This is a genomic window from Gillisella vitis, assembly GCF_001541345.2.
Lineage (GTDB): Bacteria > Pseudomonadota > Alphaproteobacteria > Rhizobiales > Rhizobiaceae > Allorhizobium > Allorhizobium vitis.
Map to the genome: position 1 here is coordinate 730,722 of NZ_LMVL02000002.1, position 16,274 is coordinate 746,995.

Annotated in this window: 15 protein-coding genes; 9 read left to right on the forward strand and 6 right to left on the reverse strand. The window is 58.7% G+C overall.

From position 1 onward, the window contains the following. Positions 1–122 precede the first annotated feature (122 nt). Entirely contained in the window at positions 123–1,835 is a 1,713-nt protein-coding gene (mqo, locus tag ASB66_RS08295; RefSeq protein WP_114386376.1) for a malate dehydrogenase (quinone), read from the forward strand. Positions 1,836–1,953: 118 nt separating this feature from the next. On the opposite strand, the gene ASB66_RS26990 is transcribed toward mqo, so the two are convergent. Beyond that, complete coding sequence (locus ASB66_RS26990; protein WP_267970738.1) at positions 1,954–2,079, reverse strand: hypothetical protein; 126 nt, start codon at positions 2,077–2,079, stop codon at positions 1,954–1,956. Here ASB66_RS26990 and ASB66_RS08300 point away from each other — a divergent pair. Both ASB66_RS08300 and ASB66_RS08310 read left to right on the forward strand, forming a co-directional pair. Next, complete coding sequence (locus ASB66_RS08300) at positions 2,078–3,370, forward strand: NAD(P)/FAD-dependent oxidoreductase (RefSeq protein ID WP_060719204.1); 1,293 nt, start codon at positions 2,078–2,080, stop codon at positions 3,368–3,370. The two genes, ASB66_RS26990 and ASB66_RS08300, sit on opposite strands and share 2 nt — an antisense overlap. Positions 3,371–3,991: 621 nt before the next feature. After that, positions 3,992–4,609 (forward strand): hypothetical protein, encoded by a 618-nt coding sequence (locus ASB66_RS08310; RefSeq protein WP_156629354.1) that lies wholly within the window; start codon positions 3,992–3,994, stop codon positions 4,607–4,609. 6 nt (positions 4,610–4,615) lie between these two features. Here the strand turns inward: ASB66_RS08310 and ASB66_RS08315 are convergent, their stop codons facing one another. The 5 genes from ASB66_RS08315 to ASB66_RS08335 form a co-directional block, all read right to left on the reverse strand. Next, on the reverse strand, positions 4,616–5,080 hold the full coding sequence (locus ASB66_RS08315) for a hypothetical protein (protein WP_060719280.1): 465 nt from the start codon (positions 5,078–5,080) through the stop codon (positions 4,616–4,618). A gap of 327 nt (positions 5,081–5,407) precedes the next feature. Then, a complete protein-coding gene (locus ASB66_RS08320) occupies positions 5,408–6,154 on the reverse strand; it encodes a GntR family transcriptional regulator (RefSeq protein WP_060719201.1) in 747 nt (248 codons plus the stop codon). A 169-nt stretch (positions 6,155–6,323) separates the two neighbouring features. Then, positions 6,324–7,454: a sugar phosphate isomerase/epimerase family protein gene (locus tag ASB66_RS08325; protein WP_060719200.1), complete on the reverse strand. Its 1,131-nt coding sequence runs from the start codon at positions 7,452–7,454 to the stop codon at positions 6,324–6,326. A gap of 68 nt (positions 7,455–7,522) precedes the next feature. Next, positions 7,523–8,398, reverse strand: coding sequence for an amino acid ABC transporter permease (locus ASB66_RS08330; RefSeq protein WP_060719199.1), 876 nt, complete (start codon positions 8,396–8,398; stop codon positions 7,523–7,525). A gap of 5 nt (positions 8,399–8,403) precedes the next feature. Beyond that, positions 8,404–9,333 carry an ABC transporter substrate-binding protein gene (locus ASB66_RS08335; protein WP_060719198.1) on the reverse strand — a complete coding sequence of 310 codons (930 nt, stop codon included), beginning with the start codon at positions 9,331–9,333 and terminating at the stop codon, positions 8,404–8,406. Between the two features lie 572 nt (positions 9,334–9,905). Between ASB66_RS08335 and ASB66_RS08340 the strand changes: the two genes are divergently transcribed. From ASB66_RS08340 to ASB66_RS08365, 6 genes are read left to right on the forward strand one after another with little or no spacing between them, the layout of a single operon-like run. Then, complete coding sequence (locus ASB66_RS08340; protein WP_060719197.1) at positions 9,906–11,018, forward strand: ABC transporter ATP-binding protein; 1,113 nt, start codon at positions 9,906–9,908, stop codon at positions 11,016–11,018. Between the two features lie 47 nt (positions 11,019–11,065). Continuing rightward, positions 11,066–12,109, forward strand: a complete 1,044-nt coding sequence (locus ASB66_RS08345; protein ID WP_056825721.1) for an ABC transporter substrate-binding protein — start codon at positions 11,066–11,068, stop codon at positions 12,107–12,109. A gap of 10 nt (positions 12,110–12,119) precedes the next feature. Further along, entirely contained in the window at positions 12,120–12,947 is an 828-nt protein-coding gene (locus tag ASB66_RS08350; protein ID WP_060719196.1) for an ABC transporter permease, read from the forward strand. After that, positions 12,940–13,758 (forward strand): ABC transporter permease, encoded by an 819-nt coding sequence (locus ASB66_RS08355; RefSeq protein ID WP_056824341.1) that lies wholly within the window; start codon positions 12,940–12,942, stop codon positions 13,756–13,758. Before ASB66_RS08350 ends, ASB66_RS08355 begins: the two co-directional genes overlap by 8 nt. Before the next feature lie 34 nt (positions 13,759–13,792). Next, positions 13,793–15,217 carry a M24 family metallopeptidase gene (locus ASB66_RS08360; RefSeq protein WP_056824344.1) on the forward strand — a complete coding sequence of 475 codons (1,425 nt, stop codon included), beginning with the start codon at positions 13,793–13,795 and terminating at the stop codon, positions 15,215–15,217. A 1-nt stretch (position 15,218) separates the two neighbouring features. Continuing rightward, complete coding sequence (locus ASB66_RS08365) at positions 15,219–15,869, forward strand: flavin reductase family protein (protein ID WP_171430976.1); 651 nt, start codon at positions 15,219–15,221, stop codon at positions 15,867–15,869. Positions 15,870–16,274 lie beyond the last annotated feature (405 nt).

The window sequence follows — 16,274 nt, forward strand, 5'->3', positions numbered from 1 at the left end:
TTTCACTGCGTCAAACCCCAGCACCTGCGCGACAGAAAGTCGCGTGCTGACTTGTGACTATATGGTGCGATCGTCAAAGCCCACGGCAATCACAGTCGCCCTTAAACTCAATTAGGTGCAAGATGTCCGTTCATCGTAAAGACAATCCATCCATTGCCGCAGGCGTCCAAGGCCCGGTTTTGAGCCGCCGTCAGCTTTTGGGATCGGCGGCCACCGGGGCGGTCGTCCTCGGTGCGACCTCTGTGCCCAGCTGGGCGCAAGCGCCGGAAAAAACCGTGGATGTCCTGTTGATCGGTGGCGGCATTATGAGTGCGACGCTGGGTGTTTTGCTCAGCCAGCTTGAGCCGAACTGGACGATTGAAATGCTCGAGCGGCTCGACACCGTGGCCATGGAAAGCTCCAACGGCTGGAACAATGCCGGCACTGGGCATTCGGCCCTGGCCGAGCTGAATTATTCGCCGATGGATGCGAAAGGCAATGTGCATATCGAAAAGGCGATTGAGATCAATTCGGCCTTCCAGATCACCCGCCAGTTCCTTGCCCATCAGGTCGATGTTGGCGTGTTGAAAAATCCGCGCTCGTTCCTCAACTCGACACCGCATATGAGTTTCGTCTGGGGCGATGAGAATACGGCGTTTCTTGCCAAGCGGTTTGACGCGTTGAAAGCAAGCCCGCTGTTTTCCGGCATGCAGTTTTCGACCGATCATGACAAGATTGCCGAATGGGTGCCGCTGATGATGGACGGGCGTGATCGCGCCCAGAAGCTTGCCGCCACCTGGAGCCCCCTTGGCACCGACGCCGATTGGGGCGAGGTGACCCGCCAGTACGTCACGCATCTGAAGAGCCATCCAAACTTTGCGCTACGCACCTCCAGCGAAGTGGAGGCTATTGAAAAGACCAGCGACGGATCCTGGAACGTCAGCTATTCAAACCGTAAGGATGGATCGTCAACCTCCGTCAAGGCGAAGTTCGTGTTCATCGGTGCGGGCGGTGGTGCGTTGCACCTTCTGCAGATGGCCGGCATTCCTGAAGGCGATGATTACGCAGGCTTCCCCGTCGGCGGTTCGTTCCTCGTCTGCGACAAGCCGGAGATCGCAAACAAGCATTTTGCCAAGGCCTATGGGCAGGCTTCCACCGGTGCGCCGCCAATGTCGGTTCCGCATCTCGACACCCGCGTGTTTGAAGGCAAGCGCCACCTGTTGTTTGGCCCCTTCGCAACCTTCTCGACAAAATTCCTGAAGGAAGGATCGCTGTTCGATCTGCCTGCGACAATCACGCTCGAAAACATCTGGCCAATGCTTAAAGTTGGCTATGATGAGTTTGATCTGGTCGAATATCTGGCCGGGCAGCTCTTGCTGTCAGACGCAGATCGGCTAGAGGCTCTGCGTGCCTATTTTCCCAATGCCAAGGCCGAGGATTGGCGCCTTTGGCAGGCAGGCCAGCGCGTTCAGATCATCAAAAGAGACGCCAAAAAGGGCGGCATTCTCAAGCTCGGAACAGAAATTGTTGCGGCCAAGGATGGCAGCATTGCCGCCCTGCTCGGCGCTTCGCCGGGCGCGTCGACGGCGGCACCGATTATGCTGGATCTGCTCCAGAAAGTGTTTGCCGAGAAATTGGCGACACCGGAATGGCAGGAGAAGGTGCGCACCATGGTGCCAAGCTATGGCGTCAACCTCAATGAGAACCCCGACATGCTGGCCAAGGAATGGGCAGCGACGGCAGAGCGCCTTCAACTGACGCTCGCACCACCAGCAATCGACATGTCCGCAATAACAAAGCCAGGCGTCAGCGCACCGGCGGCGGACATCAAACGTGTGCCGGACATGGCGCTGTAAATTCTGGCCTTACGCGAGAATGAATGCGCGCCGTGGCGTGCATTCGGCGGATTCTGGCAAAAATACATGTCACTGAATGCAGTATTGTGTGTTTTATGAAGCGCACAATACTGTAGCATCAGCGCAATGCCGATGAGTTGCGTGCGAGATCACAGGCGAGAATTTCAACTGTAATTTTCTGCACATGGTCTGCGTTTACATTGAGCTGAATTTCACCCGGTATAAAAAGAGAAAGATCGATCATGAGTGATCATCACGTCGTGGTTGTTGGTGGCGGCTTTGGCGGGCTTCAGCTTGTCCATGATCTCAAAGGCAGCGGAGCACGGATAACGCTGATCGATCGGCGAAACCATCACCTTTTCCAACCTCTTCTCTATCAGGTTGCAACAACCATTCTGTCTACGTCGGAAATCGCCTGGCCCATTCGCCATCTCTATAGCGACCGGCAGGAGGTTTCGACATTGCTGGGTGAAGTCGGCGGCGTCGATGTCGCTGCAAAGCAGGTCATGTTGCGCAGTGGGGCATCCATATCCTACGACACGCTGGTTCTGGCCACCGGAGCGACCCATGCCTATTTCGGACGCGATGAATGGGAGCCTGTGGCACCGGGGCTGAAGACGCTTGAGGATGCCACGACAATTCGCCGCCGCCTCCTTCTTGCCTTCGAGCAGGCAGAAACCACCTCTGACCCGGCGATGCGTGAGGCGCTTCTGACATTTACCATTGTCGGAGCCGGTCCGACAGGCGTCGAGCTTGCCGGTATTATCGCCGAGCTGGCGCACAAGACTCTCCCCAAGGAATTTCGCGTCATCGATACCCGCAGGACAAAGGTGATCCTGGTCGAGGCTGGTCAGCGCGTGCTGCCAAGCTTTGCGCCTGAACTGTCTGCCTATGCACAAGGCGTGTTGGAAAAACTCGGCGTTGAGGTTCGTCTTGGACAGCCTGTCACACAGTGCTCAAGCGATGGCGTTCAGATTGGTGAACAGTTCACTCCAAGCCGGACGATCGTCTGGGCGGCTGGTGTGCAGGCTTCAGCCGCCGCGCGTTGGCTTAGTGTTCCCGCCGACAGGGCGGGTCGCGTCGTCGTTGAAAAAGATCTGACTTCCCCGGGAATGCCCGATGTTTTTGTGATCGGAGACACGGCGTCGGTCATCCAAGGCAATAACACGCCCGTACCGGGTATTGCGCCTGCCGCCAAACAACAGGGCGCCTATGTCGCCAAAGTGATCAAGGCAAGACTGAAAGGCAAACCCGCTCCCGCACCATTCCATTACCGGCATCAAGGTAGTCTTGCCACCATCGGCCAGAGCGCGGCCATCGTTGACTTTGGTAAGGTAAAGCTAACGGGCAGTCTCGCATGGTGGATATGGGGCCTCGCGCATATCTATTTTCTCATCGGCACGCGCTCAAGACTTGCTGTCGCATGGAGCTGGCTGTGGATTTACCTGAGCGGCCAGCACAGCGCCCGCTTGATTACTCAAAAAGAGACCATGAGGGATGAGGAGCAAGTGCCGATCCACAAAAAAATTGAATGATATGAATCGGTTGTGTTTCCATACGGTTGATTTGATTCGACAAAGGTATGGAAGCTATGTGGACGAAGGCAAACCGTGAAAATACCATCGCGATGGTTTGCACTATCCCAGCGATTTGACCTACGCCGAATAGGCGCTAGTGGAGCCTTTAATTCCGCCTGCCAAGCGCGGAGGCCGCAAGCGTGCTGGCATCATCGATAATGGTAATGATATTATCGCAACCAAGAGCCGCATGTCTGTTTACTTCGACAAGTGACTGAAGGTCGAATTTGATGTGCCCAAGGCCACAGCATGGCACTACATTAAGGCAGCACAGCATTTCGGCACTGTGCCGAAGGTGGTCGAAATCCTGCCGCCCGGCAGGGTCCGCCGCAAACGCCGTGCCATCAGACCTCCGCGAGACCATCGTCTGTAGATTTGGAGCCTTTTAGCGCTATTCGCCAAAGCCAAGCTGCATGACTGGCGAAGCGCCAACTTCGCCAGTCATTCACGGCCCGCCGAGTTTCTCCGGCGGGCTTCTTGCTTGAGGTGGCGCCGACGTAATATTGTCGCGAAAGTTGAAATTAGTGAGGTGGTGTAACGATGTGGCGAGCGACAAGAATAGGTGCAGGCATTCTTTCGATGCTTGCCGTGGCGTGGGTAGTTTCGTCCATCAAAGGCGGCAATGTGCCGTGGGACGGAATCGCCTTATTTATATCGTCCTTCATCGCATGGGCGTTTGCTGAGTATAAAGCTGACGCACATGCACCCTTAGCGGCAAAGCTTCATCCGCATGATATCAAGCTTGGCCTAAAGCTGCGGCAGCTATTCAATGAGCCCACCAAGATATTTTTGCGTGAGCATTCATTCGGTCAAGCCTATCCGCACGCACGGTTGCACTCAGTTAGAGACGTAAGTTATTGGGAGGGGGCTGAATACGAGTTCGAGAATCAAGAACTGGACAACGTTAGTTCGGAAATTGTCCGGCTTTCGGATGAGCTTTACAAGAAGCTCGCCGAATACGCCGGGCCGATAAGAGCGCCAGAGGGGTATTTCGCTGTTCCGCTCGACCATGAGCGGGCGCAGGATCGGTTCGGACCGGAGACTTCCGCACGCATCACCGAACTGAACGCGCTTTCTGGACAGATTGTGCAACAGCTTGACCAATTCGAGAAGGTATTTAGGAGGTTGTCGCCCGAAAGTTACGTCGCTATGCCTCGAACAGTTACTGTCAGCGCTGAAGGTCCTCGAATGCTTTAGGGATGTCTAAATTTCATCGCATTGCGTCTTTTGACCTTTCGATACCATCAACCGGCAGGCAATTTCCTTCTCGCCCCATCGCGTGGCGAATGTCTCGGACACTTCGAGCCAGCTTCCGTTGTTACGGTTTCCATGGTTTGCCCCCATGCACGAACATTGACATTCATGTCCTTCAGCATTCATGCAGGCAGGCGCGCACTTCTCTTGCTCACGGTAGGGTTGGATCACATAGAGCTTTCCATAGCGCTTCAAGGCTCGATTAACGAAATCGTTGAACCAGTTCTTCGGAAGCTCCCAATAGCTTTTGCTATCGATCCATTTCACCGTCGATTTGCCGACCGTGTTGAGCCATTGCCGGTTGTTGTCGGCGTATGGGAGGCGCACCCGGAGCTTTCGGCCCCTTTCGTCTCGCCGAATGACGACAGGGATCTTCTTCTGACGCCACACTTCCCGTAAGCGCTCTTCATCCATGCCAAATCCCCCTGCGACAGGCCTAGCTTGACGCATGAACATGGAATCCGCAATCGATGGCAAAGTTACGGAAATATGCACCGGAAAACTGTTATATTTAGTTTTCTAATGTTTCAGATGGAGCGATTTTTTGAGAATACGAAGATATTGGCTGGGGAACCTGGATTCTCACGTAATTTCAATGGCTTAGAAGAAGTCCCTTGAAATTCCCTTTGTTTTCCCGCCGCGAGCGACCGTGGATGCCACCTTTGTGCCCTGGCTTTGGGCCTCAGTCAACATGAGAGCCCCAGCGGTAATTATTTCCGCTGCTGATCTCGTTGGAGCACCTCAGGAAAAGTTCTCCAGAACCGCCATAAACGTGTGCCGATCGCCTTGTCCCTCCGTCAACCGCACCCGGCCTTCGATGTCTGCGAGATGGTGATCCATCAAGTCCTGCGCCTTGCCAAGGTCCTTCGCTTTTAGTGCCGCGACGATCATGCGGTGGTGGTCGGCACCACAGTCGTCAGTGCGGTCTTCTTCGTAAAGCGACATGACGAGCGAGAGGCGCGCGACGACCTTGGAGAGCATCTCCGTCAGCACCGGGTTGGCGGCGAGGTCGGCAAGGACGATATGGAATTTCCCCGAGAGAACTGTCTTCGACTTCTCGTCGCCGTGATGATGGATGTGTTCCTCCTCGTCCGTCAGCTTCTGCAGCGCATCGAGTTGGTCTGTCGTTGCGCGCAGGATGACGAGTTCGAGTAGCATCCGCTCCAGCTTGCGTCGCGCCTCGAACAGGTTCTTCGCCTGCTCAATGCTTGGCTCTGCGACGAAGGTGCCGCGGTTCCTCTTGCGCTCTAGGAGATGGTCGCTTTCGAGCACGCCGAGAGCGCCGCGAACGACGGTCCGGCTGACGCCGAAATGCTCGGCGATCGCCTCTTCGAGAATCTTGGTGCCCGGTTTCAGCGCGCCTTCGCCGATCGCCGCCGCCAACGTGTTGCGGATGCGCTCGGAGACGTCGTCATTGTCGACGGTATCTGTCGTGCCATTCGTCGTGGCGGGGACGGCTTTAAGGTTTTGGCGACGCGTCTTCTTCATGTTTCCTCTCCGGACCCATCCATGAGTTCGGGCCTGCGCAAACAGCAACAATCGACTCGATATCGGTATGCTTTAATTATTTCCATAAGAATGTTCATGCGCAACTCGATAGTGCCATATAATTGGCGCGTGGTGCTGGCGACCAAGGCCGCCAACACCATCCCGGCCCTCAGGCTGCCTTCCGGTTTGCCGCCGCCGCGTTCAGGGCAATCCCCTTGTCCTTGCAGATCGTCTCCACATGAAACGCCGACTGCCTGATAAAGGCGATCGCCTCGTTGAAGCCGTAAGGTTGATGCTCGTAGGTCGGATAGCCGTACTGGCTGGATTCGTAGGCCTCCCAGTTGGGGACCTCGCCGGATGCGACGCGCGTCTCGTAGGTATCGACCAGCGCCATATAGGCGTCGAGCTCTTCAACTGTCAGGTCGGGATGGCCGGCGCGCCAGATCGGATCGTCGATCTGGATGCACTGGCGCGGATTGGCCTTCCGCGGCTTGTCGGCGACGGAGGCTGCGACTTCCAGCGAGAGGTTGAGCGCGGGGTTGGCTTCGTTGAGGATCGGCAGGATCGTTCCGAAATCGACGATGCCGCCGCCGACGGGGCGGGTTTGGAAATCGAGGCCGCCGGGCGCGCGACCGACATAGGCGTCCTTGATATGCGTCTGTCGGACGAAGGGGGCGAGGCGCTTGGCCGCAAAGACCGGATGCTCGGCGCGCTGCAGGCCATTGGCGGTGTCGAAGACGGCGCCGGCGCAATCGGCGCCGACCTTCTCGATCAGGCGCAAGATTTCGAAGGAGGTGATCTCGTCATGGGTCTCGATATTCAGGTGTGCGCCATGCGCACGGGCAACGGGCGCAAGCTTCTGCAGCACCTTCTCGATGCCGGTCAACTGGTCCTCCCAGGTGATGTCGGTGCGGAAGCGGTCGTTAGCAAGGCGGCCGCGATATTCGGACTTGAAGTTGCCGGGGGCGACCCAGAGCTCGAAGCAGCCGATGGCGGCGCTCGCCTCGATCATACGCGTGAAGCCAGCAATGATGTCGCCGTCGCCGACAGCGCGAAGGGCTGGCTCCTCGGCGCTGCAATAGGGATTGATCTTGCCGACGCCGCTTTCCAGGTAGAGGCCGAGTTCGTCAGCCTTCGCCCGGATGTCGCGCAGTTCGCCTATGTCCAGCGTCGGGCTCATGTCCAGCGCCGTTGAAAAGAAGATGCCGGAAAGTCCGAGTTCCTTGACGTGGTCGAGGCTGCCGAGTGGGCCGCGCTTCTTCGATTCAGGCAGTTTGATGTTGTCGATGCCAAGCTTCATGATGTACTCCTTGTCGTTTCCTGACAGGCCTCACTGCTCTGGCGAGGCCCTTGGTTATTGGCTGGCGCTCAGGCGCGTTTCGCGGTGCGGGACTTGTCGGCGCCGTTGCGAAATTTCGGCTGGAGGCTCTTTTCGAGATAGTGCTGGCCGATCGACGCCACCGTGGTGATCGCGAGGTACCAGATGGAGGCGACGAACAGCAGTTCGATCACCAGGAAGTTGCGGGCATAGATGACCTGCGCCTGTGTCAGCAGATCCTGCATGCCGATGACGGAGACAATCGCGCTCGCCTTCAGCATGCCGATCGCCTGGTTGCCGGTCGGGGGTACGATGAGGCGCGCCGCCTGCGGCAGAATGACGGTGCGGAATGTCTGCCGGGGCTTCAATCCGAGTGCCGTCGCCGCCTCGCGCTGACCGCGGTCGATGGCAAGCAGGCCGCTGCGAATGATTTCCGACATGTTGGCGGCCTCGTGCAAGCCGAGCGCCAGGAAGCCAGCGAGCGCCGGTGTGACGAGATCGTTGATCGAGATGCTGTAGTGCCCGACCCCGACCTGCGGAATGAAGAGCGCGATATTGAACCAGAGGAAGATCTGGACGATCAGCGGCACGCCGCGAAACCACCAGACGAAGCCTGCGGCAATCGCCTTCAGAACGATGTTCGTTGAAGTTGCCATCACGGCGAGAAGGCAGCCGAGGCCGATGCCAAAGACCATGGCGCCGGCCGTCAATTCCAGCGTCAGCAGGACGCCGCGCAGGATCGAGGGATTCACGAGATAGCGCGGAATCTCCGTCCATTGCACACTTTGGCTCTGTGCCACGGTGGCGGCGAGAAGCACCAGCGCGAGGATCGCGCTGGCACCGGTTGCGAACTGTCCCCACTTGATCGACCGCATGGCCGGTGGCGGCAGGCTCATTGTCGTTGTCGGCGTGGTGAACAGTGTCATGGGGTTCACTCCGCGGGCATGCTGGCGGCGTCGTTGACCTTGACGGTCTTGACTGCGAGTGGGCCGAGGCTCCACTTCTTCATGATCGTCTCGTAGGCGCCGCTATCGACCATCTGCTGCAGGGCGGCGACGACGGTGTCGCGGAGTTCCGGATTATCCTTCGATATCAGCATGCCGAGATAGCCTACGGCGAGACGGATATCGGGAAGCGCCTGCAAGCCCTTGCCGTTGCCGGTCTGGTGCTCGGTCGTATAGACGCTGGTCGCGTAGCCGTTGACGGTGGCATCGGCGCGACCAGTGCGCACGGCCTGCAGCACATCAGGCATCTTCGGGATCGCCATGATGTCGATCGGTGTCTTGCACTTTGCCGACGCTGCTTCGACCATCTTGCCCTGGAAGGTACCGACGGGAACGGCGACCTTCTTGCCGCAGAGGTCTTCCATGCTCTTGATGCCGAGCGGGTTGTCCTTGATCGTCATGATCGTGGTAGCGTCATACATATAGTCGATAACATCGACCTGCTTTTCCAGTTCGACGTCGTCGTTGATGCCGGAGATCGTCATGTCGAACCGCTTGGACAGGATGGCGGGAACGATGGCGGCCCCGGCGCCGACATCCGTCATCTGGACATTGAGGCCGAGGATCACGCCGAGCGCCGCGGCGATATCGGCGTCGATACCGACAAGCTTGCCGTCGTCACCGTGGAAGCTGATCGGCGGTGTCAGATCCGTCGCGACCTTCAGCGTGCCGGATGCCTTGATGGACGCGGGAAGGCCATCCGCCAGCTTTTGGGTCAGCACCACGCCTGGAAGCTTGCTGATGTCAGCCGCTTCCATCTTCTCGGCCTCGCTCTCCGCTGCATGGGTGGAAAGTGACATGAGGGTGATGAATGCCGTAGCGATGCCGGTCATCAAAACTGTCTGCACGTTTTTCATTGAATCCCCTTTTTGGTTTTTGCTGTGCGAATTTTCAGGAGATACCAAGCAATCACCGTGCCAGTTCTGCGTTAATGGCATCAAGTAATTGAATATGAATGAATAAATATTCCTCATTGTTTTCCGAATAAAGTTTCGCACATTATTTCGCACAAGTTTTCGAAATGACAATGATTAAAAAATCGCCTATGCGTCGATTTTCTGGGCGAGAGCCGCCTCAAGTCTCGCCGTTTCCCTCATGTCTATTCGTCTCACGATGCTGTTGGCCGGAAAAGTTGCCTGTTTCTTCCCAGGTGCTGCAGATATCCGGCCGATAAATGTGCAGAACTCTGCACTGCATTGAACATTAATGGCAAAACTTTAGACAAATAAATTTCCAAAACAAATGTAGGAAATTTATGATAAGAAAGTTTCGAAAGTTTATAAATCATAAAAATCGATTTGTAATCAGTGACTTGAATTCTCCTCGATCAGCAAATTCCGAATCTGGCACGGCCCTTGCAGTTCGCTTTTCATGGACATGCTCCGGCGCCGGAGCGCTCGTTGCCACCACGCAAGATCAGGGAAGCCACATGCTGGACATCGCAAAGACTACCGATCGCAAGCGGCTCAGTGTTCGGGGCGTTACCCATAGCTATGGCGGACAGAATGCCGTCAGCGACATATCCTTCGATATAGCAGCCGGTGAGATCGTCGCGCTTCTGGGGCCGAGCGGCTGCGGTAAGTCGACGGTGCTGAGGGCGATCGCCGGCCTCATCCAGCCCAAGGCGGGCCGGATCGTGCTCGGCGACGACGACCTTGCCGATGTCTCGGCCCGCGCACGCGGCATCGGCATGGTCTTTCAAAACTATGCGCTCTTTCCGCATCTGACTGTCGCGGAAAACATCGCCTATCCGCTCGCCTGCCAGAAGGTGCCGCGCACAGAGCGGAACGCACGGGTCGAAGAGATGCTCTCACTTGTCCGGCTTGATGGCTATGGCAACCGCCTGCCGCGCGAGCTCTCGGGTGGACAACAGCAGCGTGTCGCCGTCGCCCGCGCCATCGCGGGCCGTCCGTCGCTGCTGCTTCTCGACGAACCCTTCGGCGCGCTCGACCGGGCGCTGCGCTTCGACCTGCAGGTCGAGCTCCTCCATCTGCAGAAGACGCTCGGCATCACCACGCTGATCGTCACCCACGACCAGGAGGAGGCTCAGAGCCTCGCCAGCCGTCTGGTGCTGATGAACAAGGGCAATGTCGAGCAGATCGACACGCCGATGGCAGTCTACGACCGGCCGAAGACCCTGTTCGTCAACACCTTCATCGGCCAGACCAACGTTCTCCATGGCAGGGTTGCCGAGCTTCGGGAAGGCGGCACGGTCATCGCCCTGAAGAGCGGCGAAAGCCTCGTCCTGCCGCGCCGCCTGAGCTTCACCACAGGCTCGGACGTCGCCATCACCTTCCGGCCCGAAGAGGTCCGCCTGATGACGCAGCCGGGCGTGAACGCACTTGCCGCGCGCGTCACAGTTTCCGTGCCGCTCGGCCCGACGCTGATCCACGACCTTGTGCTTGCCGACGGCACGGGCCTGCGCGCCTCCGAGGTTCGCGGTCCCGGCACCGCCATTCCCGATATCGGTGCCCAGCTTTTCGCAGAGATCGACACCCGCAGGTGTCACGCATTTCCGGCCGAACCGGAAAGCATCCAGTGAATGCCAACAACGGAATGACATCAACAACAACCAACAGAGGTGACAGCATGAACGACTTCAAAATGACCCGCCGCCATTTCGGCCTTCTCGCTGCCGGCGTCGCCACAGCCTCCGCAATGCCCTTCGCGGCTCGTGCTGCAGCGGGCGAAACCGCAATCGCCGCGACCTTTCCTGGCAACTGGGAAGACGGCTATCGCAGCGTTCTGGGCCCGCTTGTCAAGGAAGCCGGCTATGGCCTGACCATCGCCCCGTCGATGGCGCAGGATCAGCTCGCCAAGGTCATGGCGAGCCCCGGCAACCCGCCTTACGACACGCTGCTGATGTCGCCGGGCCAGATGGCAGTCGCCATCGAGAACGACATCATCCAGAAGATCGATCCAAGCCGTCTAAAGAACTGGAACATGCTGGATCCTGCCTTCCAGGGGGAATACGGCCCCACCGTGACCATCGAGGTCAACGGCATTGCCTACAATCCCGACCTCGTGCCGCGCCCGAAGGGCTATCGTGACCTGTTCGAAAACCCGGCCTATAGCGGCCTTGTCTCCTGGACCGGCTTCGGCTCGAACACAGCCGTTATGGCTTATACGGAGATGGCAAAGATCTTCGGCACCGGCCCTGATGACATGGATGCGGTCTTCAAGCTGTTCAAGGAGCATCCGGATCAACTGAAGGGCGTCGTCGACAGCACCAACCACCAGATGACCCTGTTCCAGCAGGGCGAGATCGCCGTGTTTATGTGCTCGACCGGCAACGTCGCCCGCCTGAAGTCAATGGGGCTCAAGGCTGAATATGTCGCCCCGGAAAGCGGCGCGCCGGCAGCCCCTGTCAACATCCACCTGACCAAGGGCGCGAAGAACCTCGACGCCGCTTACGCCTATATGGATGCCGCCATCTCGAAGGCTGCGCAGGACAAGCTGAAGCTGCCGCCGACCGAGATGTTCCCGACCAACAAGGACGTCGCGCTCACCCCTGAGATCGAGGCCTATGTGACGCGCGAGCAGCTTGGCAACATGGTCTATCCGGACTGGGTCGCCATCAACAAGAACCGCGCCGACTGGATCCGCCAGTTCGACGCCCTCGTCGCAGGCTGAGGAGAGCAAGATGAAGGCGGGCGGTTTTCCATACGTTATCCCGATGCTGCTGCTGTCGGTGGCGTTCTTTGCGACGCCGCTCGCCGTTCTCGTCGCTTTCAGCTTCACTGGGCCTGATGGGGCAACGCTGGCCAATTATATCAGGTTCTTCGGGGACGCGTTCAATTTCCGCGTCCTTCTCAACACGGCACGGCTCGGTCTGCTAACCGTTGCGGCCACCACGCTGCTCGGCGTCCCGATAGCGCTTCTTTACTGGCACAGTGGCAGGACGGCGCGTCAGGTCATCATCTTCCTGACGCTCATTCCGATGCTGACCAGCAATGTAGTGCGCACCTTCGCCTGGATCGTCATCCTCGGACGGCAGGGGCCGATTAGTGAATCACTGCTCGGGCTCGGACTCATCGGCCGACCTATATCATTGATGTTCACCGAACTAGGTCTCGTCATGGCCATGTGCCAGATCGATCTACCGCTAATCATCCTGCCTCTCGTCGCCATCCTGTCCCGCACGCCGGTTCAATATACCGAGGCGGCGCAGGTGTCCGGTGCCGGTCCCTGGCGCATCTTCGTCACGGTGCTCATCCCGCTGATGCTGCCGGGTCTGCTGGCAGGCTGGATCCTGGTCTTTGCCAGCACCAGCAGTTCGTTCGTCACGCAGGCCGTCATCGGCGGTGCGCGCAATGTCTATGTTCCGCAACTGATCTATCGCGAGGTCGGCACGCTGTTCGACTGGCCGCTGGCATCGGCGATCGCCGTCGTGCTGTTGCTGTCCACCGGTTGCCTGCTCGTTGCAATGACCATGATTTCCCGTCACAGGAGACTTGTCGGCCATGGCTAACAGACGCGAAAACCCCATCCCAGGCCTGCTCTACAAGTTCTTCGTCTTCGGTTTCGGGACCTTCGCCGTGATCTATCTTGTGGCGCCGATCGTCATCGCCCTGATGATGTCCTTCACCTCGGGTCAGACTTTGAAATATCCCCCCGAGGGCTTCTCGCTTCGCTGGTACGAGGCGCTGCTCGATCCCGTTCGCTCGGCGACGGAACATGCGGCTGCCTTCAACTCGCTGAAGATCGCAGGCCTTGCGGTTCTGGGATCGCTGCTCTTCGCGGTGCCGGCCACCATCGGCATGAGCCGGATGCGCAAGGGCACCGTCGGCGCCATCGAGCCTCTGCTTCTGTCGCCACTCGTCCTGCCCAGCCTCGTCTACGGTCTGGCGGCGCTGATCGTCGCCAATTTCATCGGCTTCCAGCCGTCGCTCTGGCTGACCGTTGCCGGCCATGTCGTGGTCTTCGGCCCGCTGATGTACCGCGCGGCCTCCGTCGTCGCGCAAGGACTCAATCCTTCGCTCGCGGAAGCATCGACCGTCATGGGCGCATCCTGGTTCACCACGCTTCGCCGTGTGACGCTGCCGCTGCTGATGCCGGGCATTCTCGCCGGCGCGTTTCTCGTCTTCATCCAGTCGCTGGACAATGTCTCGATCTCGCTTTTCCTTGCGGATGCCGAGACCACGGTCCTGCCGCTCCGGATGTTCGCGCTGATCGAGGAGTCACTCGACGTTCGCGTCGCCGCGATCTCGGGCATCCTCATCGGCCTCACCCTGATCGTCATGCTCGTCGCAAGGCGCGTTCTCGCGCCGCGGCAGGCCTGATCAAACTCCAATAATAATCTGGAAGGAAACACCCATGACCCCTAGCGCAACCAAGTCAGGCTCCTATCGCGTCGGTTCACTGCTCGCCGATTTCCAGCCGGACTTCGATTTCGATGCACCTCTGCCGCTGCCGGTCGAGGAGTTCGAGGATCGCCTGCGCCGCATCCGCCGTCACGCTGTGGAAGCCGGGCACGATGCGCTGATCGTCCACACTGGGGGCGTCGGCTGGTTCCATACCTCAAATCACTATCTGCGCTATATCTGCGACTGGATGCGCGAGGGTGTGCTGATTATCCCGACCGACAGCGACAAGCCGTTGACGCTTCTGTCCTTCTTCACCCAGTCGGTGCTACTGCCACCCGGCGGCGAGCCGGTTCTGGTCGAGGACATCTGGCAGATCGGCCCGATCGGCCGCGAATATGCCGACCGTCCGGGCGACAGCGTCGTTAAGACGGCGGAGAAATGTGCCGAACTCCTGGCGGGCATGGGGCTCGCCAAGGCCCAGATCGGCCGCATCGGCGATCGGACGTCGCTGACCTTCTGGGCGGCGCTCGATGAATTGATGCCGAAGACCAAATTCGTCGCCGACAACGCCATTCTCGACCGGATGCAGAAGGTCCGCTCGCCGCGCGAGATCACCATGTTCCGCGCCGCAGCCCAGCTCATCAGCATCGCCACGCAGGCGGCCTGTCATGTCGCCAAGCCCGGTGTGACCGACCATGAGATTTACGCCGCCTTCACGCAGGCGCAGCTCACTTATGGCGGCGAGACCGGCGATGGTTACCAGATTGGCATCAACGAGTTCGGCACCCATTGCGGCAAACCCTACGGCCACGTCGTACGGCCGGGCGACCTGATCAATCTATATGTCTCCAACGTGACCTATCGCGGCTACACCGCCCAGACCGCGCGCATGATCGCGGTCGGCGAGATCACCAAACGGCAGGAAGAGGTGCTTGATGCCTGCACTGAGGGCGTCAAGCGGGCCGAAAAGCTGATCCGCCCCGGTGCCCTGATGCGTGACGTCAACAACGCAGCCTTTGAGCCGATGATCGAGCGCGGCATGCTGGCTTCGCTCGAGGCGAGGACTATGCCATACAACTGGGCGCCGATGGACGACGGCAGCGCCCGCCTCATCCCGCGCCAATATGTGAAGAACATCGACTGGGAGGCGCAGGGTCGCAAACTCATGCACGTCTACCCGGCAACCCACGGGCCGCATAACCCCAATCTTGGCCATTCCGTCGGCATGGCGGGTGGTCAGAACAGCTTCAACATCTCCTCGCACAATTACGACCGGATGGAGGAGGGGATGGTCTTCGTGCTCCATACCCAATGGCTGGAACCGTTGTCGGCCGGGTGCAATGTCGGCGACATGTATGTCGTCACCAAGGATGGCTTCGAGAACCTTTCCCGCCATACCCCGCTTGAAACCCACCGCATCGCAGCCGAGGCCTGATATGTACGATCATACCCATTTCGACTTTTCCAGCCTCAACGAGCGCGAGCGCTACAAGATCCTGATCGGCACCGTGATCCCGCGGCCGATCGCGCTGGTGACGACCGTCAACAAGGACGGCCAGCCGAACGCCGGCCCCTTCAGCTTTTTCAATGTGCTCACCCACGATCCGGCCATCGTCGCCATCGGCGTCGAGAACTACGCCGACATGCGCTTCAAGGATACCGCCCGCAACATCCGGGAGACTGGCGAGTTCACAGTCCACATCTGCGATAATGCCCTCGTCGACCAGATGGAGGTCTGCGCCATCAAATTCGGCCCCGAGGTTGATGAGATGGAGGAGGCGGGCCTCGCTACCGTGCCCGGACAGATGGTCCGCAGCCCGCGAATCCTTGCGGCGCCGGCAGCCTTGGAATGCCGCCGCCACACCACTCTGCAAGTCGGCCCCGCCCGTGAGATCATCCTCGGCGAGGTCGTCGGCGTCTTCGTCCGCAGCGACGCGATTAATGCGTCAAATCTGCACATCGACCAGCAAATGATGGACGCCGTCGGCCGCATGGGTGGCCACACCTACACCCGTACGCGCGACCAGTTCGACGTCAAGACGCTGACGCCACAGGAGTGGGAAGGCCGGAAAGTGGCCGCAGAATAAGCCACGGTTAAACAAGGATGTCCCTAGATACCAAACGGGGTCCCCAGCCAATTTTCCTAGCCGCCTTCGAGCACGACGGATAGCCAACGGAACTCCGGCGGAGATCGCCCAACTCATTGAGAAGACTTCACTTTTCCGTGCGGAGATAGTAGCCAGTTTGGATCAAAAAATCAGTCAAAAAACGACTTGCCTAGGGACCCTGGATTCTCACGTGATTTCAATGACTTAATGGAAGGTCCTTGAAATCCCCTCTGTTTTCCCATCGCGAGCGACCGTGGATGCCACCTTTGTGCCCTGGCTTTGGGCATCAGTCAACGGGCTAGGTGAGCGGCAATAATTTCCGCGTGCGGGCCTGATGATTGTGGTCAGGTGGTCATAACACGCCCGGCGACTTCGGGCCTTCAA